Here is a 25,417-nt window from a genome sequence, read left to right as displayed (position 1 = left end):
GGCGCCGTGCCCGGTGGGGTCCCGCAGCCTGCGGGGTATCCCGGGGCGCAGGGAGGGCAGAGCCGGCCGCAGGCGGGACCTTCTGCCGGGTCGTCGCCTCAGCCGCCGCAGTCGAATCCCTATCCCTATCCGTCGCAGGGCGGGCAGGGGGCTCCGCCGTCTTGGCCGCCCGGGCAGGGCTGGCAGGCGGCCACGCCGCCTCCGCCCGAACTGTGGCAGATGCCGACACAGCCTTCCACTCCGGCACGGCGGGGGTGGGTGCTGCCGGTGGTGGCGGTCGTCGCCGTGCTGGTGGTGGCCGGGGGGACGTTCGTGTTCATGACCGTGCGGCAGACGGGGACGCCCGGTAAGGCGGGTCCGACGACGACGGCGGCGACGACGGCCAAGACGTCGGCGTCGGCCGCACCGGTGGCGGCGACCGCCGACGTGTGCTCGATGCTCGACCCGGACGAGGCCGAGCGTCTCGTGCCGCGGGCCGAGATCGACTCCTCGACCAGCGACAACCGCGGCGGCACCCTCGTCAGCTATGTCCGGTGGCAGTGCCGCTGGGTCAACCGGAACATCTCGTACAAGGACGTCACCCGGAGCCGCGAGATCACGGTGAACGTGTCCAAGTACGAGGCGCTCGGGACGACCACGGCTGTGGAGGCGGCGAAGATCCAATACAAGGGTGAGCTCAGCCAGTACAAGTACGGCGCGACCCACTCGGACAAGGAGCACTACTACTCGGCGGCCCAGGAGTACCAGGGCATCGGAGACGCGGCGGCCGCGCAGTACCAATGGACGCGGGAGGGAAAGCAGTACTGGTACTCCTTCGGCCAGGGTGCCGGCCGGGTGGGCGACGTGTTCTTCCAGGTGAAGTTCGAGGCGAGCCAGAAGAAGAAGGAGTCCGATCTCCTGTCGACGGAGAGCACGCAGTCGATCACCGAGGAGAACGCCCTGCGGGAGGTGAAGGGCCTGCTCGGGCAGGTCGCGAAGTCGGTGACGGCCTGGCGTGCCGGGCAGCGGCTGCCGTACCACGCGCGACCCAAGCCGAGCCCGTCGCCGTCGCCCTCACCCACCCGGATTCCCCTGCCCCGGGCCTGCGTGAGCCTCAAAACGCTGGCCGCCACCCTGGTGCCGGACACCGAGGGCGCGGCGGTGCGGAGCAAGGAGGGCAACTCGAACGTCACCCAGTGCCAGTGGTGGAACGACAAGCTGCCGCTCGGCGGAGGCAAGATCCGGTGGCGCAACCTGCGTATCGCCATCCATACGTTCTGGGACGCGGAATCCGCCCGCTACTACCTCATCGACCAGCGCTCGAAGACCAGGTTCACGGCGAGCAGCGAGATCGGCGGCATCCGGTGGAGCAAGGTCGAGAAGCTGCCCGGCTTCGGGCAGGACGCGTTCGGCCAGGCGATCCGGCAGCGCACCGACACGGCCCAGTCCAACCGGTACGAGATCTACGCGCTGGACGGCAAGAACGTCATATGGGTGCTGCTGTCCGGCAGCGACCGTCCGGAGAACACGCCGATCAACGCGCCCGACTCCGTGCTCATGGACCCGAAGGAGGCGGCCACCGGGGCCAAGTCCGCTGCCAAGGCCCTGCTCGGAGCCCTGTGAGCCGGTGTTCGTGCAGGTTTACGCGGGTATTTCCCCCCTCGACCGCGAGTCGACGGGGGGAAACCATGGCTACCTGTGAAGTCTGCGGCAACGATTACGACATGGCCTTCGAGGTGCACACTCAGGGAGTGGTGCACGTCTTCGATAGCTTCGAATGCGCCATCAGCCGGATGGCGCCCGTGTGTGAGCACTGCGGGTGCCGCATCGTGGGCCACGGCTCCGAGTTCGACGGCCGCTGGTTCTGCTGCGCGCACTGCGCCCGGGAAGCCGGTGCGACGAGGATTGTCGACAGGGAGGTCACGGGCGCCGTCGCCCGCTAGAGCGGGCCACCTTGACGGTCGTGAGGGCCTCCGGGCGGGATCCACACCCGCGGGAGGCCCTCACGCCGCACCTCAGGACTCGAACGCGACCAGGCGGATGATGAGGAACCCCTCGCCCTCACGCTTCGGCGGCAGCGTCGTGCCCGGCACCGCCTCGAACACCTCGGGGTGCTCGTCCCTGGTCACCACGCCGAACAGGTCGTCCGGCAGGGTCATGCCCCGCGCGATGGCACGCCTCGCCGCGGCGTAGAAACTGCCGCCCGCCTCCAGGTCGGCGGCGACCGCCTCGGCCGCCGATCGGTCGGGCACCCGGATGCGGGCCACCCGGGCCCGCTCCGGCCGGGCCGAGCGGGCGCGGAGATAATCCTCGATCTCCCATACGAGCAACTCGCCGAGGTAATGCGACATGTCCCTCTTCACGGTGCCCAGACTCGCCTGTGGCGGTTGATTCCCGTTTGCACTCTGTTTGCTCCCGAGCGCTGCTCGGGTGGTTGCTTCCGGAGCCCGCTCATCTCGCCCGGGTGCTTGCCCCTGGATTCACATGTCGCTCCACGGTAGTCTTTAGTTAGTTCTTTAGCCAAACAAATGTCGGAGGAGCGAGTGCCACCAGGTTACCCGGGAGGCGCTGGGACCGGTGGCCGGTGCCAAGCCGGGCGCGGCGCCGCCCGCGCGTCCGTGCGTGCCACGATTCCGGCCGCCGTTGTCGTGTCAAATTGCTCGCAATTGCGGCATGATGAGCCCGAGCGGGAACGGGGCGGACATTGATCACATCGCACAACGGGCCACAGCCGGCCGACTTCACCGACGTACGGGCGACCAATCTCGCCGTCGTGCTGCGGTTCGTCCGGGAGAACGCGCCCTGCTCACGTGCCGACATCGCCGCCTCGACGGGCCTCAACAAGGCCACCGTGTCCAGCCTGGTCGCCGACCTCATCGACCGCCGCCTGCTGCGCGAGACCGGCCTGACCGAGCATCGCGTCGGCCGGCCCGCCACCATGCTCGTCCTGGACGGCTCGCCGTACGCCGCGATCGGCATCGAGGTCAACGTCGACTACATCACGGCGGTCGCCGTGGACCTCAAGGGCGAGGAGCTGCTGAACTGGCGGCGTTCCTTCCCCGGCGGGACCTCGAGCGCGGGCCAGGCGGTCGTCGCCATGGCGGCGCTCGCCCGGCGGGTCGTCAGCCGGATGACCAAGGAGGCCCGCCAGGTGCTCGGCCTGACCGTGGCCGTGCCCGGACTGGTGGACGTCAACGGGATCGTGCGGGTCGCCCCCAACCTGGGCTGGCGCGACGCCGACCTCGCGGGCGACCTCACCAAGGCGCTGCGCGACCCCGGCTTCCCCGTGCTCGTGGACAACGACGCCAACCTCGCCGCCCTGGCGGAGCACCGGTTCGGGCCCCACCGCAACGCCGCCAACCTCGTCTACGTGACCGGCGAGGTCGGCGTGGGCGCGGGCATCGTCATGGACGGCCGGCTCAGGCGGGGCGGGCAGGGCTACAGCGGCGAGATCGGCCACATCGAGCTCGACCCCGCAGGGCCCACCTGCCGGTGCGGCCGGCGCGGCTGCCTGGAGGCCGTCGCGGGGATCGGCGCGATCCTCGCCCACACGGCGCCCGACGCCTCGCCGTCCGAGCTCGAACTCGAGATCGACGAGGTCGTGCGGCGCGCCCGCAACGGCGAGCAGGACATCCTCGCGCTGCTGGAGGACGTGGGACGCCACCTCGGCAGGGGAATGGCCGCCGTGGCCAACATGCTCAACCCGGAGGTCGTGATCCTCGGGGGCTACTACGTGCCGCTGGCGCCCTGGCTCGTCGCCTGCGCGGAGGAGGAGCTGTACGGCAGGGTGCTCGCCCCGGGCGGGGGAGGCTGCCGGCTGGAGGTGTCCACGCTCGGGTACGGCGCCGCCGCGCTCGGGGCCGCCGCGCGGGTGCTCGACTCCGTCGACTCCGGCCGCCTGCCCGCGCAGCGCTGACTGACCGTCTTCCACTGCCGTCTTCCCCATCCGCGGTCAGGAACCGCCGGGCCGACCCATGCGCCCGGCGCACCGCTCGCGGCGGCAGGCGTGCCGATATCGAGTGGCTGCGAACCCGGCCGGGGCGCGAGGCGTCGAACAACGCACTGTCGACGGATTGGAACATGATGAACACTCGCCTGCTGTCCGCCGCCGCGCTGTCCGCCGCGCTGACGGCCGGGCTGGCCGCCCCCGCGGCCGCGGCCGTTCCGGCCGGGGCCTCCGCCGCGCCGAAGCCCCTCACCGGGGTCGCCGTCTACCTGTCGTACGGCAAGGGTTGGCCGGTCAGCCGTTACGAGCCCGGCAAGGGCTTCACGAAGCTGGGCGCCATGCCGATGACTGGCCAGTTCTCCGCGTCCCCGGACGGCAGGAAGCTCGCCTGGATCACCGACGCCGGGTATGTGCAGGTCGGGGACGGCCGCACGGTCACGACCGCGGCCAAGGGCGCCGGGGCCGGAGCGCCGTGCCTGACCCCCGTCTGGTCGCCCGACTCCACCAAGGTCGCGTACGTGGCGAAGGGCAACTCCGACGCCGGGTCGGTCTCGGTCGTCGGCGCGGACGGCAAGGGCCGCGGGAAGGCGGGCGTGACCCTCGGGGTCTGCCACCTGGCGTGGTCGGCCGACGGCCGCTACCTGGCGGGGTACGCCGGGACGACCGAGGGCGTGTACCGCCTCGACGTGAAGACCGGCAAGGCGGTCAAGGTCAAGGGCGTCGGCCTCGCCAACCACGTGCAGAGCCTGTCGCCCGACGGCTCGAAGGTCGTCGTGGCGCCGCTGTCGAGGAACGCGCCGGGGGGTGACGGCTCCTGGCCCGGGGGCTTCCGCCCGGCCGTGGTCGACGTCGCCACCGGCGCGAAGGTCGCCATCCCCGTGAAGGGCTCGCTCATCGGCGCCTTCTATCTGCGGGACGGCCGCCTGGTCGTCCGGGTCGCCGGGCGCACCGCCAACACACTGGTGGTGCTCGACGGGCACGGCCGGCAGGTGCAGCGCCTCACCGAGCCGGCCGCGGCCAGGAAGCAGGCGCTGCTGCAGATCGTCGGCTGACCTGAGCGTTCATCGGCAGGAAGGGCGGGCGCGGACCGGCCGGGACTCCCGGCCCCGCGCCCGCCTTCGCGTACGGCCGATGTGACATCAGGGCGAAACCGGTGCGAGGAAGGGTCTTGACCTGAGCCGAGGATGAGGGCACTCTTCCGGATAAGCCGGATTTACACACCGGAAACTTGCGGTAACCCTTTCGAAGCGCTTCGACAGCGGCGCTTCTCCAACCGAACATGCGGATCCTCGCGACGCCCTTATGGGCGCGTTTTTCGGCAGGTCATCGAAGCGCTTCGACGCGAAGGGTGAGTCTCCAGATGAACGAACCGGCTCAAGGCCCGGTATTCCGGAACCCCGCGCTGTCTCCCGCCGAACGGGTGGACGACCTGCTCGGCAGGCTCACACTCGACGAGAAGATCGGCCTGCTGCACCAATACCAGGCGCCGGTGGAACGGCTCGGCCTGCGGGCCTTCCGCACCGGCACCGAGGCCCTGCACGGCCTGGCCTGGCACGGCCCGGCCACCGTGTTCCCGCAGGCCGTCGGGCTGGCCAGCACCTGGAACCCGGAGCTGGTCCGCCGGGTGGGGGAGGCGACCGGCGACGAGGTCATGGCCTTCCACCACAAGGACCCGCAGAGCGTGGGCCGCAACGTCTGGGCGCCGGTGGTCAACCCGCTGCGCGACCCGCGCTGGGGCCGCAACGAGGAGGGCTACTCCGAGGACCCCTGGCTGACCGGGGTGATGGGCAGGGCCTACGCCCACGGCCTGCGCGGCGGCCACGCCGTGCTGAAGACGGCGCCCACGCTGAAGCACTTCCTCGGCTACAACAACGAGACCGACCGGTGCGTGACCTCCAGCGGCCTGCCGCCGCGGGTGCTGCACGAATACGAGCTCAAGGCGTTCCGCCCGGCCCTCGAGTCGGGGGCCGCGGTGGCCGTGATGCCGTCGTACAACCTCGTCAACGGCCGGCCGGCCCACCTGTCGCCGCTGATCGGCAGCCACCTGCGCACGTGGGCGCCCGACGACATCCTCGTGGTCAGCGACGCGTACGCGCCGGGGAACCTCGCCGGGCTGCAGGGTTACCACAAGGATCTGCCCGAGGCGTACGCGCACGCGATCAAGGCCGGGCTGGACAGCTTCACCCAGGACGACGCCGACAGCGCCACGACGCTGGGCCACGTCAGGACGGCGCTCGACCGCGGCCTGCTGACCGAGGCCGACATCGACGCCGCCGCCCGGCACGCGCTGTCGATCCGGGTGCGGCTCGGCGAGTTCGACCCCGCCACGCCGTATGACGACATCACGCACGACGTCGTCAACAGCCCCGAGCACCAGCGGCTCGCACGGGAGGCGGCCCGCCAGTCGATCACCCTGCTCAAGAACGACGGCCTGCTCCCGCTGGCCGCCCCGCGTACGGTCGCGGTCATCGGCCCGCTGGCCGACGCGTTGTTCGAGGACTGGTACAGCGGCACGCTGCCCTATCAGGTCACGGCCCTGGCCGGGCTCGCCGAGCGGTGCGAGACCGTCTACTGCGAGGGCGTCGACCGGGTGGCGCTGCGCACCGAGGGCGGGTACGTCGGCGCGTCCGCCGACCCCGCCGGCGGGCCGCTGTACGTGGGGAGCGAGCGGTCCTGCTTCGACGTGTTCGACTGGGGCGGCGGCGCGTTCGCCTTCCGGTCCTGCGCCAACGGGCGGCACGTGTCGGCGGGCGAGGACGGCGTGCTGGCCAACGACCAGCCAGGGCCGAACGGCTGGGAGGTGCGCCAGACCTTCCGGATCGAGGAGCGGCCGAGGGGCGTCGTGCTGCGCAACATCTCCTCCGGCCGCTACGTCACCGTGGCCGACGGCGTCGTACGCACGACCGACGACCCCGACGCCGCGTCCGTGCTGTCCGTGGAGCCGGTCGAGAGCGGCGCGGCCCGCGCGGCGGAGGCGGCGGCCCGCGCGGACGTCGCCATCGTCGTGCTCGGCGACCACCCGCTGGTGAACGGCCGCGAGACCGAGGACCGCGCGACGCTGGCGCTGCCCGAGCGGCAGGAGGCCCTGCTGAAGGCCGTCCACGCGGCCAACCCGGCCACCGTGCTGGTGGTCTCCAGCGGCTACCCGTTCGCGGTGACCTGGGCGCAGGAGCACCTGCCCGCGATCGTCTGGTCGGCCCACGGCGGCCAGGAGTACGGCCACGCGCTCGCCGGCGTGCTGCTCGGCGACGACGACCCGGGCGGCCGCCTCACCCAGACGTGGTACCGCTCGGCCGCCGAACTGCCCGACCTGCTCGACTACGACATCATCGCCTCCGACGCCACCTACCTCTACTACCGCGGCCGGCCGCTCTACCCGTTCGGGCACGGCCTGAGCTACACCCGCTTCGCGTACTCCGACCTGGAGCTGTCGTCGGCCGACCTCGGCGAGGGCGACACGCTGACCGTCCGGGTGACCGTGACCAACATGGGCGAGCGCGAGGGGGAGGAGGTCGTGCAGTTCTACACGCACCAGCGGCGCTCACGAGTCAAGCAGCCGCTGCGCCAGCTGCGCGGCTTCGTCAAGGTGCGGCTCGCGCCGGGCGAGAGCCGCACGGTGTCGGTGGACGTGCCGGTCGGCGACCTGGCCTTCTGGGACGTGACGCGCGGCAGGTTCGTGGTCGAGGAGGCCGCGCACAAGGTGCAGGTGGGCGCCTCGTCGGGCGACATCCGCCTGTGCGCGCCGTTCCGGGTGCGGGGCGAGCGCATCCCGCCGCGCGATCTGACCTCGGGGCCACTGGACGCGGCCGATCACGACGAGTACGACGGTGTGGTGCTGTGCGACGCCGCCCTCGACTCCGGCGACGCGGTCCGCTCCACCGGACCGGGGGCGTGGATCGCCTTCCGTGACTGCGATTTCGCCGACGGGGGCCTGTCGGCGTGCGTCCTGGCGGTGTCGAGCGACGAGGGCGGCGTGGTCACGCTGCGGCTCGACGATCCCCTGACCGGCGAGGTCGCCGGCGCGGTCAGCGTCCCGCCCACGGCGACCAGGCATGATTTCGTCGAGGTGAGCACTCCTCTGGCGGGAGCCGCCGGAGTACGCGATCTTTATGTGGTGTACGAGAGCGAGGGGGTCACGGTGAACGCGCTGGGGTTCTGCCCGTGAGGACCGTGACGATCGCCGACGTCGCCAAGCACGCGGGGGTCGCCGTCTCCACGGTCTCGTACGTGCTCAGCGGCAAGCGGGCGATCTCGGCGACCACCCGGCAGCGGGTCCTGGACAGCGTGCGGGTTCTGGGTTACCACCCCAACGCCGGCGCCCGCGCCCTGGCGAGCAAGCGCGCGAAGGTCATCGCGCTGGTGCTGCCGCTGCGGGCCGGTATGAACCTGCCGGTCCTCATGCAGTTCGCGACCTCGGTCGTCACCACGGCCCGCCAGTACGACCACGACGTGCTGCTCATGACGGCCGACGAGGGGGCGGACGGGCTGCACCGGGTGGCGGCCAGCGCGCTGGTCGACGGGCTGCTGCTGATGGACGTGGAGATCCACGACCCCCGCGTGCCGCTGCTGCGCAAACTCTCCGAGCCGAGCGTGCTGATCGGTTTTCCGGCCGACCCGGAAGGGCTGACCTGCGTCGACCTCGACTTCGCCCGCGCCGGGGCGCTGTGCGCCGACCACCTGGCCGATCTCGGGCATCGCGAGATCGCGCTGCTCGGCGCGCCACGCGTGGTCTACGAGCGCGGCACGGGTTTCGCCGAGCGGACGATGGCGGGTTTCGTCGAGGCGGCCCGGCGGCACGGCCTCGAGGCCGACGCGCGGCCCTGCGAGGAGTCGTTCGACGAGGTCCACGCCGCCGTGAAGCTGCTGCTCGACGAGCGCCCGGGGCTGTCCGGGCTCGTCGTGCACAACGAGGCGGCCGCCGGCCATGTGCTGGGGGCGTTGCGGATCCTCGGCAGGCGGGTGCCCGAGGACGTCTCGGTGGTGGCGATCTGCCCGGACGACATCGCCGAGCGGGCCAGCCCCGCGCTGACCTCCGTGCTCATTCCCGCCGAGGACGTCGGCAGGCAGGCGGTCCGGCTGCTCATGGCCAAGCTGGAGGGCCAGGCCGTACCGGAGTCGACGCTCCTCGAACCTCGGCTGACGATCCGCGAAAGTTCACGATGACCTCATTTCCCGACGGCTTCCTGTGGGGCGCCGCGACCGCGTCGTACCAGATCGAGGGAGCGGTCCACGCCGACGGCCGCGTCCCCTCGATCTGGGACACCTTCTCCCACACGCCCGGGATGGTGGCCGACGGCCACACCGGCGACGTGGCCTGCGACCACTACCACCGCTATCTCGAAGACGTCGAGATCATGGCGTGGCTGGGGCTGAAGGCCTACCGGTTCTCGGTCGCCTGGCCGCGCCTGGCCGACCTGGGCTTCTACGACCGCCTCGTCGACGCCCTGCTCGCCAAGGGCATCACGCCCGTCGCGACCCTTTATCACTGGGACCTGCCGCAGACGCTGCAGGACGCGGGCGGCTGGACCAACCGCGAGACGGCCTTCCGGTTCGCCGACTACGCCGCCGCCGTGCACCGGCGCCTCGGCGACCGCGTCGGCGTCTGGACGACGCTCAACGAGCCCTGGGTGTCGGCGTTCGTCGGGTACGGCTCGGGCCGGCACGCGCCCGGGGTCACCGACCCGGCCGCCGCGTTCACGGCCGCCCACCACCTGATGCTCGGGCACGGCCTGGCCGTGCAGGCGCTGCGGGCGGGGGGTGCGGAGTCCGTCTCGCTGACGCTGAACCTGACGCCGATCCTCGGTGATCCCGAGCCGGCCCGCCTGATCGACGGGCTGGCGAACCGGCTCTTCCTCGACCCCGTGCTGCGCGGCGAGTACCCCGCCGACGTCCTCGCCCACCTGGAGCGTTTCACCAAGGTCAACCTGGACGACCTGCCGACGATCGCGCAGCCGGTCGACGTGCTCGGCGTCAACTACTACACGGTCAACCGGGTCGTCGCCGACCCCTCGTCCGAGGGGCATTCGGAGTATCCCGGCAGCGAGGGCATCGCCTGGGAGGACCCGCACGGCGAGGTCACCGAGATGGACTGGGAGATCAACCCGGCCGGTCTCGAGGACCTGCTCGTACGGCTGGCGCGCGACTACCCCGGCACGCCTTTGATGATCACGGAGAACGGGGCGGCCGTTCCCGACGGGGTGTCCGACCCCGGCCGCATCTCCTACCTCGACGCCCATTTCCGCGCCGCCCGGTCGGCCATGGACCGGGGGGCCGACCTGCGCGGCTACTTCGTGTGGTCGCTGATGGACAACTTCGAGTGGGCCCGGGGCTACCACAAGCGGTTCGGGCTCGTCCGCGTCGACTACGACACGCTGGAGCGCACGCCGCGCGACAGCGCCCGCTGGTATCGCGAGGTGATCGCCAGGAACGGCCTGGCGGACTGAGGCGATCGGCCCCTACAGGACGTTCTCCAGGCAGATCATCGCGATCACCAGGACGACCAGCGCGCCGAGTTGGGCGGCCGACGACCACAGGCCGATCGGCACGGTCGCCGCGGCCAGCAGCGCCGCGGCGACCCGCACGGCGGGCCGTCCCAGCCCCAGCACCCGGCGGAACCACAGGTCGCCGAGCAGGAACAGCGCGGTTCCCCCGGCCAGCGCGACGGCGGGGCCGAGGCCGAGGTGGTCGTGGCCGACCGCCTTCTTGATCCCGGCCGCCGTCGCGACGACCCCGAGCAGGATCGGGATGTGGGCGTAGAAGTACGCGCCCAGGATGAGCCGCGTCCGCTGGACGACCTCGGCCCGCATCAGCGCGTGCTCGGGCCCGCTCTCGCCGCGTCCGAAGTACACCCACCACAGCGACGCGGTGAGGGCGAGGCCCAGCAGGGCCGCGACGATCAGCGCCGCCCCCGGGTGGCCGTCGGTCGCCCCGATGCCGATCGCCACGATCGACTCGCCCAGCACGATGATGACCAGCAGGCCGTGCCGCTCGACGATGTGCGCCGGGTGCAGGGGGAAGCCCTTCTGCCCGATGAAGATCGGGCTCATCCAGATCAGCACGAGGGCCGCCGCCCACAGCGCGTAGTTCCACGGCGGGTCGGCGAAGGCGGCGGCGAAGACGAGCGCGGTCGCGGCCAGGTTGAACGGCACGACCCGCGCGATCGCGGCCGTCGCCTGCAGGTAGAGCCCGCCGTGGACGAGCACGATGACGAGGTAGCCGACGGCGAACGCCACGCCGCTGCCCGAGAAGGCGCGCGGGATGGCCAGGGCTATGATCAGGAATCCGGCCATGCCGCACAGGATCAGCACCCGCCGGGCCGCGCGCTCCGGCGGCACGGTGTTGGTGAGCCAGGCGTAGCCGGAGTACATCCACCAGAGCAGACCGAAGATCAGGACCGCCTGCACGGTGCCCTGGCCGGCGAACCCCTCCCCGTCCTGCCGGGTGAAATCGCCCACCAGCAGCGACGTGAGCTGCGTGATCGTGAAGACGAAGACCAGGTCGAAGAAGAGCTCGATCGTGGAGACGCGTAGCTCGGCGTCCGGAGCGGTCGGTTCGACGCGCTCGGCGAACCAGCGGGGGAGAGGCATGGCGAATATTGTGCCGGTTGCGCTGCTTTCTTGATTACACGTTTTCACGTGTGCCGGAGGCCGGCGGCAGCACTCGGTCGCCGAGCAGCGGGAACACCTTGGCGACCTTCGCGGTCAGGTAGTCGCCGTACGTGCCGGTGAAGGCCCGCAGGTCCAGGCCGTCCCACCGGGCGCGGCCCCCCTCGCGGGCGGGCAGGGAGGGCAGCGGCGGCACCTCGCAGTCCCAGCCCGGGTCGAAGAAGAAGGGGAAGGACAGCCTGCCGCGGCCCGTGGCGTTGCGCACGCGGTGCGGGGTCGACCGATACAGGCCGCCGGTCAGCTTGTCGAGCATGTCGCCGATGTTGCAGACCAGCGTGCCCGGGATGGGCGGCGCCTCGATCCAGCCGCGGGCGGTGTGCACCTGGAGGCCGGGATTGTCGTCCTGGAGCAGCAGCGTCAGCAGGCCGTAGTCGGTGTGCTCGCCGACCCCCCACTCGTCCGGATCGGCGTACGGCGGGGGCGGATAGTGGAAGATTCGGAACAGGATCGTGGGTGTGGCCGTGTAACCGGCGGCGAAGTAGTCCTCGTCGAGTCCCAGGCTCAGCGCCACGCCCCGCATGACCGCCTGCCCCACGTGGGTCAGGGCGTCCATGTACGCCAGCACGGCCTCGCGCAGCTCGGGCACCTCCTCCGGGAAGAGGTTGCGCCCGTGCAGCGGCCGGGGATCGTCGTGGCCCAGCTCGGCGCCGAAATAGACGCCCTCTTTGAGGTCGGGCCGGCCAGAGGTGAGCTCGCCGCCCACCGGGAAATACCCGCGCCAGGCCCGCCCGCCCCGGTCCATGGAGATGCGTGACTTGTGCTCCTGTGGCAACCGGAAGAAGCGTGCCGCGGCGTCCCTGAGCTGCGCGATCAGGGCTTCGGGCACCCCGTGACCGCTGATGTAGAAGAAACCGCTGTCCAGGCACGCGGCCTCGATCCGGCGCGCGACCTCGGCGCGCACGTGGCCTGCTCCGGGGCCGGTCCCGGAGCCGGTGAGAGCGGCGACGTCGATTACCGGCAGTGGTCCGGCGGCGTTCATACCCCATATCCCACCATCCGGGAGGGCCGTCCGGAAGGCTCCTTTACCTGCTTGCCGGTCGTGTTGCGCGTGTCGGCATTTCGGCCAGACAGGACAATCTCGTCCAGTTTGTTCCGTTACCACTTAATAACGCCCTGAAGAGTAGATTTCTTACGCACGGTCAGTGGGGCCACGTCGTAAGTGGGCGATCACGTGGGTTTCGGCGATCGTTGGTCGGTCAGGAGTCGCATCGCGCTGTTCACCGGCACGGTGGTCGCCCTGCTGTGCGCCGCGTTCTCGATCGTCCTGGTGTGGTCCCTGCACGTGGCGGCTCGGGAGAACCTCATGTGGGAGGTGACGGCGGCCGGCGGCCGGATCGCCTACCTCGTGGACCACGGGCAGGTGGGGAGCGTGCTGCCCCCCGACGGGCCAGACCGGCCCGTCCAGGTGGTGGACCCGCAGGGCAGGGTGCGCGCGGCGACGCCGGCCATGGCCGGGAAACCGGCCATGGCGACCTTCCGTCCCCGGGCGCCGCTCCGCAAGGCCGCGCGGGAGGTCTGCGGCGGAGTCTTCGGTGCGGACGGGTGTCACCTTGTGGTCGCGCAGCAGGTCTACAACGACGGCGGAGACTGGACCGTCTACAGCGCCGCGCCGGTCCAGACGTTGAACGCGCCGCCGGCCCTGGTGACCGGTCTGACCGTGGGATCGATGCTCGTCACGGCCGCCGTCGCGTACGGCGCCCGGCGCAGCGTGAAGCGGGCGCTCCTGCCGGTGCGGGCCATCCGGGCCGAGCTCGACGAGATCAACGCCTCGGACCTCGGGCGGCGGGTGCCGGTCCCCGAGGCCAAGGGGGAGATCCACGACCTCGCGCAGAGCGTCAACTACACGCTGGACCGGCTGGAGGAGACGCTCGAACAGCAACGGCGCTTCACCTCCGACGCGTCCCACGAGCTGCGCAGCCCGATCACCGCGATCCGCGCGCAGGTGGAGGGCGCGCTGCTCGCGCCGCAGGAGTCCGACCTTCGGGAGATCGGGCCGGCCGTTCTGAAGAGCCTCGAACGGCTCCAGGCGATCGCCTCCGACCTGCTGACGCTCGCCCGTCTCGACGTCGGCGCGCCCTGCGAGCGCGAGCGGCTGGACCTCGGCCGGCTCGTGGCCGCGGAACTGGACGCCCGCCGCCCGATCAGGAGGGTCGTCTCGCACCTGGCCCCCGGCGTGGTCGTCAGGGGCGACCGCATCCGGCTGGGCCGCCTGGTCACCAACCTGCTCGACAACGCCGAGAGGCACGCCGCCACCACCGTACGGCTGGAGGTGCGGCGCGAGGACCCGCCCGACGGCGATCCCCGGTTCCGTTCCGGCCTGGCCGTGCTCGAAGTGCTCGACGACGGCGTGGGGATCGCGCGTGACCAGCGCGAGCTCGTCTTCCAGCGGTTCACCCGGCTCGACACCGCCCGCAGCAGGAACGCCGGGGGCGCGGGCCTGGGCCTGCCCATCGCCCGGCAGATCGCAGAGAGTCACGGCGGCACCCTGACGATCAGCGACAGCCCGCGCGGCGCGCGCTTCCTCCTGCGCCTGCCGCTCTCCCGGGAGCCCTGACCCGGTCCCGGACATCGCTCCCACTCGACTGGGACCACAATGATGATCGCTTCTCCGGTAGTGTCGCCCCCGTCCGGCACGGGAGGGGGACATGGCGGGGTTACGGGCGCTTCGTGCCGACGATCCGCGGCAGGTGGGCGCCTACCGGCTGGTCGGCCTGCTCGGCGAGGGCGGCCAGGGAACCGTGTACCAGGGCCTGGCCCCGGGCGGCGAGCCGGTGGCGGTGAAACTGCTGCACGCGCGGTTCGCCGGGGACGACCGGGCGCGGGCGCGGTTCGCGGCCGAGCTTGACCACGCGCGCAGGGTGGCGGCGTTCTGCACGGCACGGGTGCTGGACGCCGATGTGACGGGGGATCGTCCCCACATCGTCAGCGAGTTCGTGGAGGGTCCCTCGCTCGCTCAGGTGATCGCCTCGCACGGGCCGGTGCGGGGCAGTGGGCTGGAGCGCCTGGCGATCGCGACGGTGACCGCGCTGGCGGCCATTCACGAGGCCGGGGTGGTGCACCGGGATTTCAAGCCGGGCAACGTGATCATGGGCCCCGACGGGCCCCGGGTGATCGACTTCGGGATCGCGCGGGCGCTGGACGCCACCGGCACCATGTCCAGCGCGGTCGTGGGCACCCCCGCCTACATGGCCCCGGAGCAGATCGCCGGGCGGGTGGCCGGACCGGCGGCCGACGTGTTCGCCTGGGCCTGCACGATCGCCTACGCCGCCACCGGGGTCACCCCGTTCGGGCAGGACTCCATCCCCGCGGTCATGAACCGCATCCTGCACGCCGACCCCGACCTCGGGCCCCCGACCGGCGCCCTGACCGGGCCGCTGCGGGAGATCCTCACCGGCTGCCTGGCCAAGGACCCCGTTCGCCGCCCCACCGCCCGGCAGATCCTGCTGCGCCTGCTCGGCGGTGACCATCCCGCCGACACCCTGCTCGTGGAAGGAGCCCGCGCCTCCACCTCCCACCCCGATGCCGCCACCCCGTCTCCCACCGGGCCACCGGCCGTGGCGCGCGCACCGCTTTCTGCCGGTCATCGGGCGGTGGCATGGGCCGGCGCGGCCGGGGCCCTGCTTCTCGGCGCCACGGCGTTCCTCCCTTGGGCGGAGGCCGAGGTCTCGCAGAGAGATCACGCGGTCGCCGTCGTGGACCTGACAGGGCGGACGGGAATCTGGGGAGTTCTCACGATCGTCGCGGCGGCGCTCGCGCTCGCGATCTCGCTCACGAGCGCGTTCACGCGAGCCGTGTCCGCCGGGTGGGCGGCCGTCCCCTGCGGCTTCGTCGTCCTGTCCCTCGCCGGCTCCGCGATGAACCTGCACGACGAGCTCTGGGACATGTCGCTCGACGCGCTGCTGCGGCTCGACGGGCAGGGCAAACTGGCGGCCACCCTGCCCTCCGCCCTCAGGAACACACGGCTCGACGGGCTGCGCGGCACCTTCGGGATGAGTGCCGACGTGTCACTCGCCTACGGGTGGTACCTCGCCGTGATGATCTGCCTCGTCCTCATGGCGCTGGCCGTGGTGTCCATAGTGCTCCGCCGCTCCCGTTGATCCGCATCCCGCACGCCGGGGCCGCGCCCGTGGCCGCCATGCCGGACCCGCGTCAGTGAGCCTCGGCCCGGCTCTCCGTGGTCGTGTCGTCCTCCCGCCTCGCACGCCGCTGCCGGGGCGCGGCCTTGCGTACGGCCGTCGTGGCCGGAGCCTCCTCGCCGGGCCGCTCCGCGGCCGTCGTCCCGGCGGCGGTGGAGCCCGCACTCACGCCGGCCGCCGGAGGCGACGTGGGCGAATCATCAGAGGGGGTGGGCGTGGGCTGTCGCTCCGCGGGAGCGGGTCCGGGCGGGGCGGGCCGGGGCGGGGATTCGCCCGCGCCCGGTTCGCCGGGCCGTGGCGGGCGCAGCGCCGCGATGACCGCGTCGGCCTCCGCGTCGGCGGCGAACTCCCCGGCCGCCTCGGCCTCGCGCCGTTTGATGACCACCATGTGGTCGGCCGAGATCCGGCCCGCGCCGGTGACGGCCAGCAGCACGGAGGCGGCCCCGAGGGCCACGATCAGTTCGATGTCGCCCCCGGTGAGCGGCAGGCCGGTGTCCCCGGCCGTGAGCACGAACACCGCGAGGGCCTCGGCGAACAGCAGCAGCCCGACGACCGGCACGGCGAGGCCCGCGATCAGCAGCGTGCCGCCCACCAGTTCGGTCAGCATGGTCACCGGCGCCCACACGCGGGGCAGCGGGGCCTGGAGCGCGCTGAACTGGTCGGCGGTGGCGTTGAGGCCGGCTTCGAGCTTCTGCCAGCCGTTGGCGAAGAAGATCCCGCCGACGCCCATGCGGGCGGCCAGCGAGGCTAAGTCGTGCAGGGTTCTCTTCACGGCTTCTCATCCTGGGTGGGGGGTGACTTGCCCGGACACTTCCCCGCCTGCGCCCCCGTCATGCGCCCGGCCGGCTCAGGTCCGTACGCCGTCGGACTCCTCGGCGTCGGCGTTCGCGGGGGTGGGAACGTGGCGGGGGAGCAACAGGGCCACGGCCAGCGCGGTGAGCGCGAGCAGCGCCACGCTGACGACGATGGTGGAGTGCAGGGCGGTGACGAAGGCCGAGCGGGCGGCGTCCAGCAGCGCGGCTCCGGTGGCGCCGGTCTCGTCGGCCACGTGCGCGGCCGCGGCCAGCGACTCACGCGCCTGCGCCATGAGCCCGGCCGGGATCCCGGGGACGGTCGTGAGGGAGGGGGCGTACACGATCGTGGTGATCGTCCCGAGGACGGCGATGCCGAGGCCCGCTCCGAGCTCGTAGGCCGTCTCCTCGATCGCGGCGGCGCCGCCGGCCCGCGACTCCGGCACCGTGGCCATGATGGTGTCCGACGCCGCCAGCAGGGCGACCTCGACGCCGAAGCCGATCCCCACGAAGCAGACCGCCAGCATCACCGGATGCTGCTCGGTGCCCCAGGTCAGCACCGGGGTGAGGGACAGCGCGGTCAGGGCGAGGCCGCCGCCGACCGTCGCGCGCAGCCCGGCACGCCCCAGCACGTGCGCGGCGGCCAGGCCGCCCGCGATGGCCGCGACCATGAGCGGCAGCATCCGCACGGCGGCCTCCAGGGGCGACAGCCCCAGCACGAGCTGGAGATACTGCGCCAGCATCAGCTCCAGCCCGACCAGCGCGAAGATGGCCAGCAGCACGCAGCCCACGCCGGTCGCGAAGCCGCGCTGGGCGAACAGCCCGACGTCGAGCAGGGGGAACGGCAGCCGCCGCTGCCGCCGCACGAACCAGACGAGCAGCACGACGCCGGCCAGGAGCACGGCGAGCGAGGGACCGCGCCCCAGGGTGTGCCCCGACCCCGCCTCCTTCAGCCCGAACGCGACGGCCAGGATGCCCAGGGTGGACAGCGCCGCGCTCAGCGCGTCCCACGGGTGGTCGGCCCGGCGCGGCGACGCCGGCAGGATCCGTACGGCGAGCGGCAACGCGACCAGCAGCAGCGGCACGTTGATGAGGAAGACCGCGCCCCACCACAGGTGCTCGACGAGGACCCCGCCGATCAGCGGCCCGACGGCCGCTCCCGCGGCGGCGACGGCGCTCCAGACACCGAGCGCGATCGCCCGCTCGCGCCGGTCGGTGAACACCTGCCGGATGATCGAGAGCGTCGCCGGCATGATCATCGCGCCGCCGACGCCGAGGAAGGCCCGCGAGACGATGAGCGCGAGCGGCGTCGCGGCGAACGCGGCCGACAGCGAGGCCAGGCCGAACACCACGTAGCCGCCGAGCACGAAGGCCCGCCTGCCGTACCTGTCGCCCAGCGTGCCGAACGTCACCAGCAGTGGGGCGACGACCAGCGAGTAGATGTCGATGATCCACAGGAGCTGCACGGACGACGGCTCCAGGGCCGCGGTGAGCGCCGGGACGGCGATGTGCAGCACGGTCGCGTCGACCGCGATCAGGAGCAGGCTGAAACACAGGAGCACGAGCACCGACCACCGGCTCGCCCGGTGCTCACGTAGGGCGCCCGCGGCGCGGACGGTGGCGGACTCGACCGAAACCATGATCATAGTCCGCTCAGTGCTCCTGCCCCAAGATCCCGGCCCGCTGGAACATGCGTGGCAGCTTAGGCCATGGGAAGCGGATCTCTCAGCCCTTCCGGTGATGTCGGGAACATATCGCCGGATCCGTATCACCCCAGGTGATCAAGCGGAGCAATCCGGCTCTCTAGAGAGCTATAGGTATATATCCCGCGTCTAGGCAAGCGGGCGACCGCAACGGATCATGCGGTCGTGGGGAGCGATATCGACGGATGTGATGCGTCCCCGGTGCCGCCCCCGCTCGACCGCGCCGACCCCCGCGCCTGGTGCGCCGTCGCGGTGGCCCGGCTGTCGCACGACCAGCCGGAGGCGGCGCTGGAAGCGGCGCGCCAGGCGATCGGCCGCGATCCGCAGGACGAATGGGGGCATCGCCTGGCCGGCGCGGCCCTGGAGCGTCTCGGCCGCGACACCGAGGCGGTCGCGGCGGCGCGGGAGGCCGTACGGCTCGCGCCCGGCTCCTGGGCGGCGCGGCTGCGGCTCGCGAGCGCGCTGCGGCGGCTCCCCGGACGGTGGCGGGAGGCGTGGGCGGAGGCCCGGCGTGCCGTCCGGTTCGCCCCCGACGAGCCCGACCCGCACGTGCTGTGCGGCGACCTCGCGCTGCTGCGCGGCGACCACGACGGGGCCGTCCGGGCGTACGGCGAGGCGCTGCGCAGGCGCGGGGACCACCCGGCGGCGTGGGTGAACCTCGGCCTCACGCTGCTGCGCTGGCAGCGTCCGCGCGACCACCACGACCCCGCCTGGGAGGCCGATCCCCGCGACACCGGCCGGGCGCGGCGCGCCCTGGAGACCTGGTCGCGGCAGGTGCGCGTGATCCTCACGGTCGCGACGGCCGGGATCTGCGTGGCCGTCGTACTGCCCGGCCTGGGACTTCTCCCCGGCACGCATCGGCTCCCCGGCATGCATGGCGAGGCGCGGATCGGCGGCGCGCTGGCGCTCGCGGCCGTCCTCGCGGTCTGCGTCCGGCAGGCGACGCGTGTGGGCGCCTGGGCGTACGTGCCCGGCATGCTCCGGCGCGACCTTCGGCTCTGCCTGTCGGTCGCGCTCGGGCTGCTCACCCCGGCGGCGTACGTGGCCGGGCTGGCCACGCTGCCGGAGCCGAGGCCGGGTTCGCTGCAGGAGGTGGGCGAGGTCTGGGCGGGGGCGACCGGGCTCGTGCTCCTGAACCCCGCCGCGGCGCTCGCCGTCAGGCTCCTGGCCGAGACGTGGCGGGGCCGCCCGGTCGCCGCGCTGAGGCGTTTCGCCGTCGCGCTGCCCGTGTCGTCCGTGCCGCCCGCGTCACCCGTACCCCCCGGGCCGGGCGCCGCCGATCGGGATCGGATCGCGACGGCCGACCGGGCGGCGTCGCGCGACGTCGCCGTCACGTTCTGGATCGTCGTGGCCCGCTCGTGGCAGGCGACCGCGGCGCTCATGCTGGTCCCCTTCGTGACCGGCGCGCCCCTCGCCGCCGTCGTGTGCCTGGCGGTCCCGGCGGGGCTGCTGCGGGTGCGGACGACGGGCGTGCCCCGGCCGCACGACCGGTGGCTCGCCGTGGCGCTCACCGCCCCGGCCGGCGCCGCCCTCTGCGCGGTCGCCGCGGGTGCGGCGGAGACCCTCGCGGGGCCGGGCCCCGCCGTCGTGGCCCTGTGGCGCTGTGCCTGGGGCGCGCTGGCGCTCGGGGCGGCGGCCTTCGCGGTGCGCGCCGCACGCGCCTGGTGGCGCGGCGGTCCGGGCCCGTGGCGCGCCTCGCTCGTGCCGTCCGAGTCGCGCGGCACCCGGATTCCCGGCGACCTGACCCCCTCGGCCGGTCTCAGCGAGGAGGTGCGGCACGCCGCGGCCTACTCCCGGAACGTGGTCCTCGCCTGCATCGGGGCGGACGGCCCGCGCGCGCTCGCGGTGAGCGCCGTGACCTCGGTGACCCCCGCGGGCGAGTTCCGCCTCATCGCCGGCGACGAGGCGTGGGACGCGGTGCGGCGCGACCCGCGCGTGGTCCTGTTCGTGGGGGACCCGCGGTTCTGGGCAGAGGTACGGGGCGTCGCCGTGCCGGACGACGACGTGCTGCGGGTCACGCCGCGGCAGGTCCTGATGCGCGAGTACCCCGGACGCCACCAGGCCCGCACCACGCGGTAGCCGCGGATCGCGCGACTCGGGCGGGCGGCCCGTTCCGGCGACGTGCGTCGTCCACCGCGCCGCATGGGTCCACCCATTCCGTTCGCACGTGCGGTATAACCGGGGTCGAAGCGGGGAGGCGTCGATGCGGGACTCCGACAGGGCACGGGCGGCGAGCCTCTTAAGCCGGACTGCGGCCCGTGATCTGTTCGAACAGGTGCGTTTCCGTTATTTCCAACTTCCGCCGTTCGCGCGACGCGCGCTGTTCGTGGTGCTGCTCGTCGCCACCATGGGAGTGGCCGCGGCGCTCAACTGGTCGCTGGCGCCCACGTTCATCTACACGTTCCTGGCGCTGTGCTTCCTCGCGCTGGCGCTCAGCTATCCGCGCGCCGCCGCGACCGTGCTCGTGCTCGCCGGGTGGGGCCTGCTGCTGCCGCTGTTCATGGGCGTGTTCGGCGGGCAGTCGATCGTGCCCGGCCTGCTGATGCTGCTGGGCGCGCTGGCCGGCGGCGCGGCCCACCTGATCCGGTGGGTGCCGCCGTGGCTGACGACGCTGGTGTCCCTCGCGCCCGCCGGGGTCGTCGCGCTGTCGCTGTCGCCGCTTTCGCCGTCCGCCGCCCTGTGGGGCGCGTACGGCGTGGCCGCCGCGGTGCTCCTCTACCGCCTGGTGCTGGCCCGCAGGGTGCGCGCGGAGGCGGAGCGGGAGGCGGCGGGCGCGGAGACCCAGGTGCAGGTGCGTGCCAGGGCCGGCGGCCACCAGCCCGCCGCGGCCGAGAGCGGCGCTCCGCCGCCCATCACGGTCGAGCAGGCGCTCACTGAGCTGGAGTCCATGATCGGCCTCGAACCGGTCAAGGAGCAGGTGCGCGCCATCGCCGCGTCGATCGAGGCGGCCCGGCTGCGCAGGGAGGCGGGCTACGCCAACGAGCGGCCGATGCGCCACTTCGTGTTCGTCGGTCCTCCCGGCACCGGCAAGACCAGCGTCGCCAGATCGCTCGCCAAGATCTTCTACGCGTTCGGGCTGCTGGAGACGCCGTTCGTGGTCGAGGCGCAGCGGGCCGACCTCGTGGGGGAGTACCTGGGCGCCACGGCGATCAAGACCAACGAGCTGATCGACCGCGCGCTCGGCGGCGTCCTGTTCGTGGACGAGGCGTACGGCCTCATCAACTCGGGCGACGGCCAGCCCGACCGGTTCGGCGCGGAGGCCGTGCAGACGCTGCTCAAGCGGGCCGAGGACGACCGTGACCGGCTCATCGTCATCCTGGCCGGCTACGAGCGGGAGATGAACGACTTCCTCGCGTCCAACCCGGGGCTGTCGAGCCGCTTCGCCACCCGGGTGCGCTTCCCCAGCTACAGCCCCGCGGAACTGCTGGAGATCACCGAGGCGCTGCAGGAGCGCCGGGGGGACCGGCTCGCCCCCGAGGCCCGTCCCGTGCTGCGCCGGCTGTTCGAGGACGTGGAGCGCCGGGGGCTCGTCGACGACCTCGGCAACGCCCGCTTCGCCCGCAGCCTCGCCGAGGCCGCCGCGCAGGCCCGTGACGTGCGCGTGGTGAGCGCGGGCGGGGCGCCGCGCGGCGAGGACCTGGTCACCACCACCGCGGACGACGTGACCAAGGCGTTCAACGAGATCACCGCGCGATACCGCGGCTACCAGGTCACCCCGACCCTGGACGAGGCGCTCGCGGACCTCGACAGGATGGCCGGTCTCGAACCGGTCAAGCGGCAGGTCCACGCGATCACCGCCCAGCTCAAGGTGGCCAGGATGCGCCAGGAGCAGGGCCTGCCGGTCCAGTCGCAGATGCGGCACTTCGTGTTCGTCGGCCCTCCGGGCACGGGCAAGACGACCGTCGCGCGGATCCTCGGCCGGATCTTCTCCGCGCTGGGCCTGCTGGCCCGGCCCGACGTGGTCGAGGCGTCGCGGGCCGACCTGGTCGGCCAGCACCTCGGCGCCACCGCGATCAAGACCAACGAATTGGTCGACCGGGCGCTCGGCGGCGTGCTGTTCATCGACGAGGCCTACAGCCTGGTCAACACCGGCTACTCCGGGGGCGACGCCTTCGGGGCCGAGGCGGTGCAGACCCTGCTGAAGCGCGCCGAGGACGACCGCGACCGCGTGGTCATCATCCTGGCCGGTTACGAGCGCGAGATGGACGCGTTCCTGGCGACCAACCCCGGCCTGGCCTCCCGGTTCAACCAGCGCGTGTCGTTCCCCTCCTACTCGCCGTCCGAGCTGACCGAGATCGCGGAGCTGCTGGCCGCCGGGAGCGGCGACAGGTTCGACGCCTCGGCCGCGCGCGACCTCGCCGACGTCTTCGACTGGGTCTGCCGGGAGAGGCTCATCGACGGGCTGGGCAACGGCCGCTTCGCGCGCTCCCTGTACGAGCGGGCCGCGCTGCGGCGCGACGTCCGCCTCGCCGAGCAGGGGTCGGCGAACGCCGCCGAGCTGACGACGATAACCAGCGAGGACGTCCGCAGCGCGGTAGACGAGTTGTCCTGATGTCGTAGGGAAACCTCCCGGACGCGTGTCCCGATGGCCGCAGGCCGTCACTTCCTGCTACTAATCGACTGCGCAAGGTAGCTGGAGGATCGGAGAAGCACGTGAGAGCACGATGGCCGGTTGCCCTGGCCGCACTGGCCGCTCTGTGGGCCGCCGGTGCCTGCGGCGTGCAGCGAGGGCCGGGCGAACCGGACAGCGGGCTCGCCCCCTCCCCGGTCAAGGCGTACGACATCAACCCGCTGGCCCGCGACAAGGTCAAGGACGGCGGCACGCTCCGGTGGGGGCTCACCGACTTCCCGGCCCAGTGGAACCGCAACCACGTCGACGGCGACAGCACCGCCGTCAAGGCGGTGACGGACGCGCTGATGCCCCGCACGTTCCGGTCGGACGAGCGGGGGCGGCTGACCCTCGACACCGACTACGTGACCAACGCCAGGATCACCGCCACCTCCCCTCGGCAGGTCATCACCTACTCCATCAACCCCAAGGCGAAGTGGTCGGACGGCAGGCCGATCACCTGGACGGACTTCGCCGCGCAGTGGAAGGCCATGAGCGGCCGGGACCGGGACTACCGGGTCGACTCGACCATCGCGTACGAGAACATCCAGAGCGTGGCCAGGGGGGCGAGCGACCGCGAGGTGGTGGTCACCCTCGCCCAGCCGTTCAACGAGTGGCAGTCCCTGTTCACGCCGCTGTATCCCAGCACCACCAACGCGTCCGCGGCGGCGTTCGACGCCGACTGGATCAACCGCATCCCGGTGACCGCGGGGCCGTTCCGCGTGGAGCGCCTCGACGTCAAGGGCAGGACGGTCACGCTCACCCGCAACCCCGCCTGGTGGGGCAACCGGGCCAAGCTGGACAGCATCGTGTTCCGGGCCGTGCGTCCCGACCAGATGGTCCACGCGTTCACCAAGGGGGACGTGGACGTCTTCGAGGTGGGCCCGTCCTCCGACGACTACGCGCGGGTCAGGGAGGCCTGGGACGCCGTGGTCCGGCAGGCCGCGGGCACGCAGTACCGGCAGCTCACCTTCAACGGCGAGAGCCCGGCCCTGGCCGACGCGCGGGTGCGCGAGGCCGTCGCGGCGGCGCTCGACCGCCGCGGTCTCATGCAGGTGGACCTCAAGGGCCTCGGCTGGCCGACCGTGACGCTGGACAACCACTTCCTCATGAACAGCCAGTACGGCTACCACGCCAACGCCGGGGAGATCGGCGGCTACGACCCGAAGCGGGCCGGGCGGCTGCTCGACCAGGCGGGCTGGAAGCTGTCGGGCAAGACCCGCATGAAGAACGGCAAACCGCTCACGCTGCGCTTCGTCGTCCCCGACGGCATCGTCATGAGCGGCGTCGAGGCCGACGTCGCCCGGCAGATGCTCCTGCGCGTGGGCATCCGGGTCGACGTGCGCAAGGTGCCCTTCGACGACTTCTTCGGCAAGCACCTCATCCCGGGCGACTTCGACATCACCGCCTTCGCCTACCCGAGCACGCCGTTCCCGGTGTCGAGCGCCTTCGACATCTACGCGGACGGCGAGAGCGGCGGCCGGGGCGACGACGTCCAGTGGTACTCCAACCTCGGGCGCAGCGGGAGCAAGCAGATCGACGAGGCCATGTACCGCGCCGGCAGCACGCTCGACTCCGACAAGGTGCCCGGCCTGCTGAACGAGGCCGACCGGCTGGTCTGGAAGAAGGTCAACGTGCTGCCGCTCTACCAGTGCCCGCAGGGCGTGGCCGTGCGGTCCGCGCTGGCCAACATCGGGGCCAACGGGTTCTTCGACCTCAGGTATGAGGACATCGGCTACGCCTCCTGAACGGCCGCAGGCGGGCCGCCTCCGGCGAGCCGATCCGGCCCCCGGCGCCGCGTGCCCGCCCGCGGCCCCGAGGGTCACGTGAACGGCTCCACGGTCACGCCCGCCTCCACGAGCGCCTCGCGCACGGCGGCGGCGATCCGGACGGCGTCGGGCGTGTCCCCGTGCACGCAGACCGACCGGGCGCCGACACGCACCTCGCCGCCCTCGATCGTCGTCACCACGCCCTCCGTGGCCATGCGCACGGCGCGGGCCGCGACCTCGTCCGGGTCGTGCAGCACCGCCCCCGGCCGCCGCCGGGGCACCAGGGTCCCCTCCGGCGTGTACGCGCGGTCGGCGAAGCACTCGGCCACCGTCGGCACGCCGTGCCGGGCGGCCACCCGCGAGAGGGCCGACCCGGGCAGCGTGAGGATCGGCAGCGCGGCGGCGGCGGGCGTGAAGGCCGTGACGGCGGCCACCACGGCCTCCGCCTGCTCCTCGTCACGGCAGGCGCGGTTGTACAGGGCGCCGTGCGGTTTCACGTACGACACCCGCCCGCCCATCGAGCTGGCGATGCCGTCCAGGGCGGCGACCTGGTAGAGGACGTCGGAGCACAGCTCCTCCGGGTCCACCTCCATCTCCCGGCGGCCGAAGCCGGCCAGGTCGCGGTAGGAGACCTGCGCGCCGATCGCCACGCCGCGGTCCACCGCCGCCGCGCAGGTGCGCCGGATGATCAGCGGGTCGCCCGCGTGGAAGCCGCAGGCCACGTTGGCGCTCGTCACCAGGTCGAGCAGGGCCACGTCGTCCCCGAGTCGCCAGATCCCGTAACCCTCTCCGAGATCGGCGTTCAGGTCCATCACTTTCT

At 72.6% G+C, this 25,417-nt stretch carries 18 protein-coding genes; 12 read left to right on the top strand and 6 right to left on the bottom strand.

Annotated elements, in window-relative coordinates:
- The first annotated feature begins 219 nt into the window (after nucleotides 1-219).
- Both IL992_RS25385 and IL992_RS25380 read left to right on the top strand, forming a co-directional pair.
- Entirely contained in the window at nucleotides 220-1,602 is a 1,383-nt protein-coding gene (locus IL992_RS25385) for a hypothetical protein (RefSeq protein ID WP_193205880.1), read from the top strand.
- A 65-nt stretch (nucleotides 1,603-1,667) separates the two neighbouring features.
- The gene (locus IL992_RS25380) at nucleotides 1,668-1,922 is read left to right on the top strand and encodes a hypothetical protein (protein WP_079320597.1); all 255 of its coding nucleotides are present in this window, start codon (nucleotides 1,668-1,670) and stop codon (nucleotides 1,920-1,922) included.
- A 72-nt stretch (nucleotides 1,923-1,994) separates the two neighbouring features.
- Here IL992_RS25380 and IL992_RS25375 read toward each other — a convergent pair whose 3' ends face one another.
- A complete protein-coding gene (locus IL992_RS25375) occupies nucleotides 1,995-2,330 on the bottom strand; it encodes a hypothetical protein (RefSeq protein WP_193205879.1) in 336 nt (111 codons plus the stop codon).
- A gap of 353 nt (nucleotides 2,331-2,683) precedes the next feature.
- Here IL992_RS25375 and IL992_RS25370 point away from each other — a divergent pair, with 353 nt between their 5' ends.
- The 5 genes from IL992_RS25370 (at nucleotide 2,684) to IL992_RS25350 (ending at nucleotide 10,368) form a co-directional block, all read left to right on the top strand.
- Entirely contained in the window at nucleotides 2,684-3,895 is a 1,212-nt protein-coding gene (locus IL992_RS25370) for an ROK family transcriptional regulator (protein WP_193205878.1), read from the top strand.
- Nucleotides 3,896-4,059: 164 nt separating this feature from the next.
- Nucleotides 4,060-4,977, top strand: a complete 918-nt coding sequence (locus IL992_RS25365) for a TolB family protein (RefSeq protein WP_193205877.1) — start codon at nucleotides 4,060-4,062, stop codon at nucleotides 4,975-4,977.
- A 308-nt stretch (nucleotides 4,978-5,285) separates the two neighbouring features.
- The gene (locus IL992_RS25360) at nucleotides 5,286-8,090 is read left to right on the top strand and encodes a glycoside hydrolase family 3 protein (protein WP_193205876.1); all 2,805 of its coding nucleotides are present in this window, start codon (nucleotides 5,286-5,288) and stop codon (nucleotides 8,088-8,090) included.
- Nucleotides 8,081-9,088, top strand: coding sequence for a LacI family DNA-binding transcriptional regulator (locus IL992_RS25355; RefSeq protein ID WP_193206032.1), 1,008 nt, complete (start codon nucleotides 8,081-8,083; stop codon nucleotides 9,086-9,088). The genes IL992_RS25360 and IL992_RS25355 overlap by 10 nt, the downstream gene beginning before the upstream one ends.
- The gene (locus IL992_RS25350; RefSeq protein ID WP_193205875.1) at nucleotides 9,085-10,368 is read left to right on the top strand and encodes a GH1 family beta-glucosidase; all 1,284 of its coding nucleotides are present in this window, start codon (nucleotides 9,085-9,087) and stop codon (nucleotides 10,366-10,368) included. Before IL992_RS25355 ends, IL992_RS25350 begins: the two co-directional genes overlap by 4 nt.
- Before the next feature lie 12 nt (nucleotides 10,369-10,380).
- Here the strand turns inward: IL992_RS25350 and IL992_RS25345 are convergent, their stop codons facing one another.
- Both IL992_RS25345 and IL992_RS25340 read right to left on the bottom strand, forming a co-directional pair.
- Nucleotides 10,381-11,511: a low temperature requirement protein A gene (locus IL992_RS25345; protein ID WP_193205874.1), complete on the bottom strand. Its 1,131-nt coding sequence runs from the start codon at nucleotides 11,509-11,511 to the stop codon at nucleotides 10,381-10,383.
- 34 nt (nucleotides 11,512-11,545) lie between these two features.
- Nucleotides 11,546-12,568, bottom strand: a complete 1,023-nt coding sequence (locus IL992_RS25340; protein ID WP_193205873.1) for an isopenicillin N synthase family dioxygenase — start codon at nucleotides 12,566-12,568, stop codon at nucleotides 11,546-11,548.
- 180 nt (nucleotides 12,569-12,748) lie between these two features.
- Here IL992_RS25340 and IL992_RS48520 point away from each other — a divergent pair, with 180 nt between their 5' ends.
- Together IL992_RS48520 and IL992_RS46500 are read left to right on the top strand one after the other, a co-directional pair.
- The gene (locus tag IL992_RS48520) at nucleotides 12,749-14,143 is read left to right on the top strand and encodes a sensor histidine kinase (protein ID WP_319018814.1); all 1,395 of its coding nucleotides are present in this window, start codon (nucleotides 12,749-12,751) and stop codon (nucleotides 14,141-14,143) included.
- A gap of 91 nt (nucleotides 14,144-14,234) precedes the next feature.
- Nucleotides 14,235-15,686, top strand: coding sequence for a serine/threonine-protein kinase (locus tag IL992_RS46500; protein ID WP_226873759.1), 1,452 nt, complete (start codon nucleotides 14,235-14,237; stop codon nucleotides 15,684-15,686).
- A 52-nt stretch (nucleotides 15,687-15,738) separates the two neighbouring features.
- Here IL992_RS46500 and IL992_RS25325 read toward each other — a convergent pair whose 3' ends face one another.
- Together IL992_RS25325 and IL992_RS25320 are read right to left on the bottom strand one after the other, a co-directional pair.
- Nucleotides 15,739-16,497 carry a DoxX family protein gene (locus tag IL992_RS25325; protein ID WP_193205871.1) on the bottom strand — a complete coding sequence of 253 codons (759 nt, stop codon included), beginning with the start codon at nucleotides 16,495-16,497 and terminating at the stop codon, nucleotides 15,739-15,741.
- A gap of 75 nt (nucleotides 16,498-16,572) precedes the next feature.
- Entirely contained in the window at nucleotides 16,573-18,162 is a 1,590-nt protein-coding gene (locus tag IL992_RS25320) for an MFS transporter (RefSeq protein ID WP_193205870.1), read from the bottom strand.
- A gap of 222 nt (nucleotides 18,163-18,384) precedes the next feature.
- On the opposite strand from IL992_RS25320, the gene IL992_RS25315 reads away from it, so the two are divergent.
- The 3 genes from IL992_RS25315 (at nucleotide 18,385) to IL992_RS25305 (ending at nucleotide 24,576) form a co-directional block, all read left to right on the top strand.
- Entirely contained in the window at nucleotides 18,385-20,298 is a 1,914-nt protein-coding gene (locus tag IL992_RS25315) for a CHAT domain-containing protein (RefSeq protein ID WP_226873758.1), read from the top strand.
- A gap of 124 nt (nucleotides 20,299-20,422) precedes the next feature.
- Nucleotides 20,423-22,771 (top strand): AAA family ATPase, encoded by a 2,349-nt coding sequence (locus IL992_RS25310; protein ID WP_193205869.1) that lies wholly within the window; start codon nucleotides 20,423-20,425, stop codon nucleotides 22,769-22,771.
- Between the two features lie 101 nt (nucleotides 22,772-22,872).
- Nucleotides 22,873-24,576 carry an ABC transporter family substrate-binding protein gene (locus IL992_RS25305; protein WP_193205868.1) on the top strand — a complete coding sequence of 568 codons (1,704 nt, stop codon included), beginning with the start codon at nucleotides 22,873-22,875 and terminating at the stop codon, nucleotides 24,574-24,576.
- A 74-nt stretch (nucleotides 24,577-24,650) separates the two neighbouring features.
- Here the strand turns inward: IL992_RS25305 and IL992_RS25300 are convergent, their stop codons facing one another.
- On the bottom strand, nucleotides 24,651-25,409 hold the full coding sequence (locus tag IL992_RS25300) for a LamB/YcsF family protein (protein ID WP_193206030.1): 759 nt from the start codon (nucleotides 25,407-25,409) through the stop codon (nucleotides 24,651-24,653).
- Nucleotides 25,410-25,417: the final 8 nt, after the last annotated feature.

It is taken from the genome of Microbispora sitophila (genome assembly GCF_014892245.1).
Lineage (GTDB): Bacteria > Actinomycetota > Actinomycetes > Streptosporangiales > Streptosporangiaceae > Microbispora > Microbispora siamensis.
This window is presented reverse-complemented; position numbering and strand designations above follow the sequence as displayed.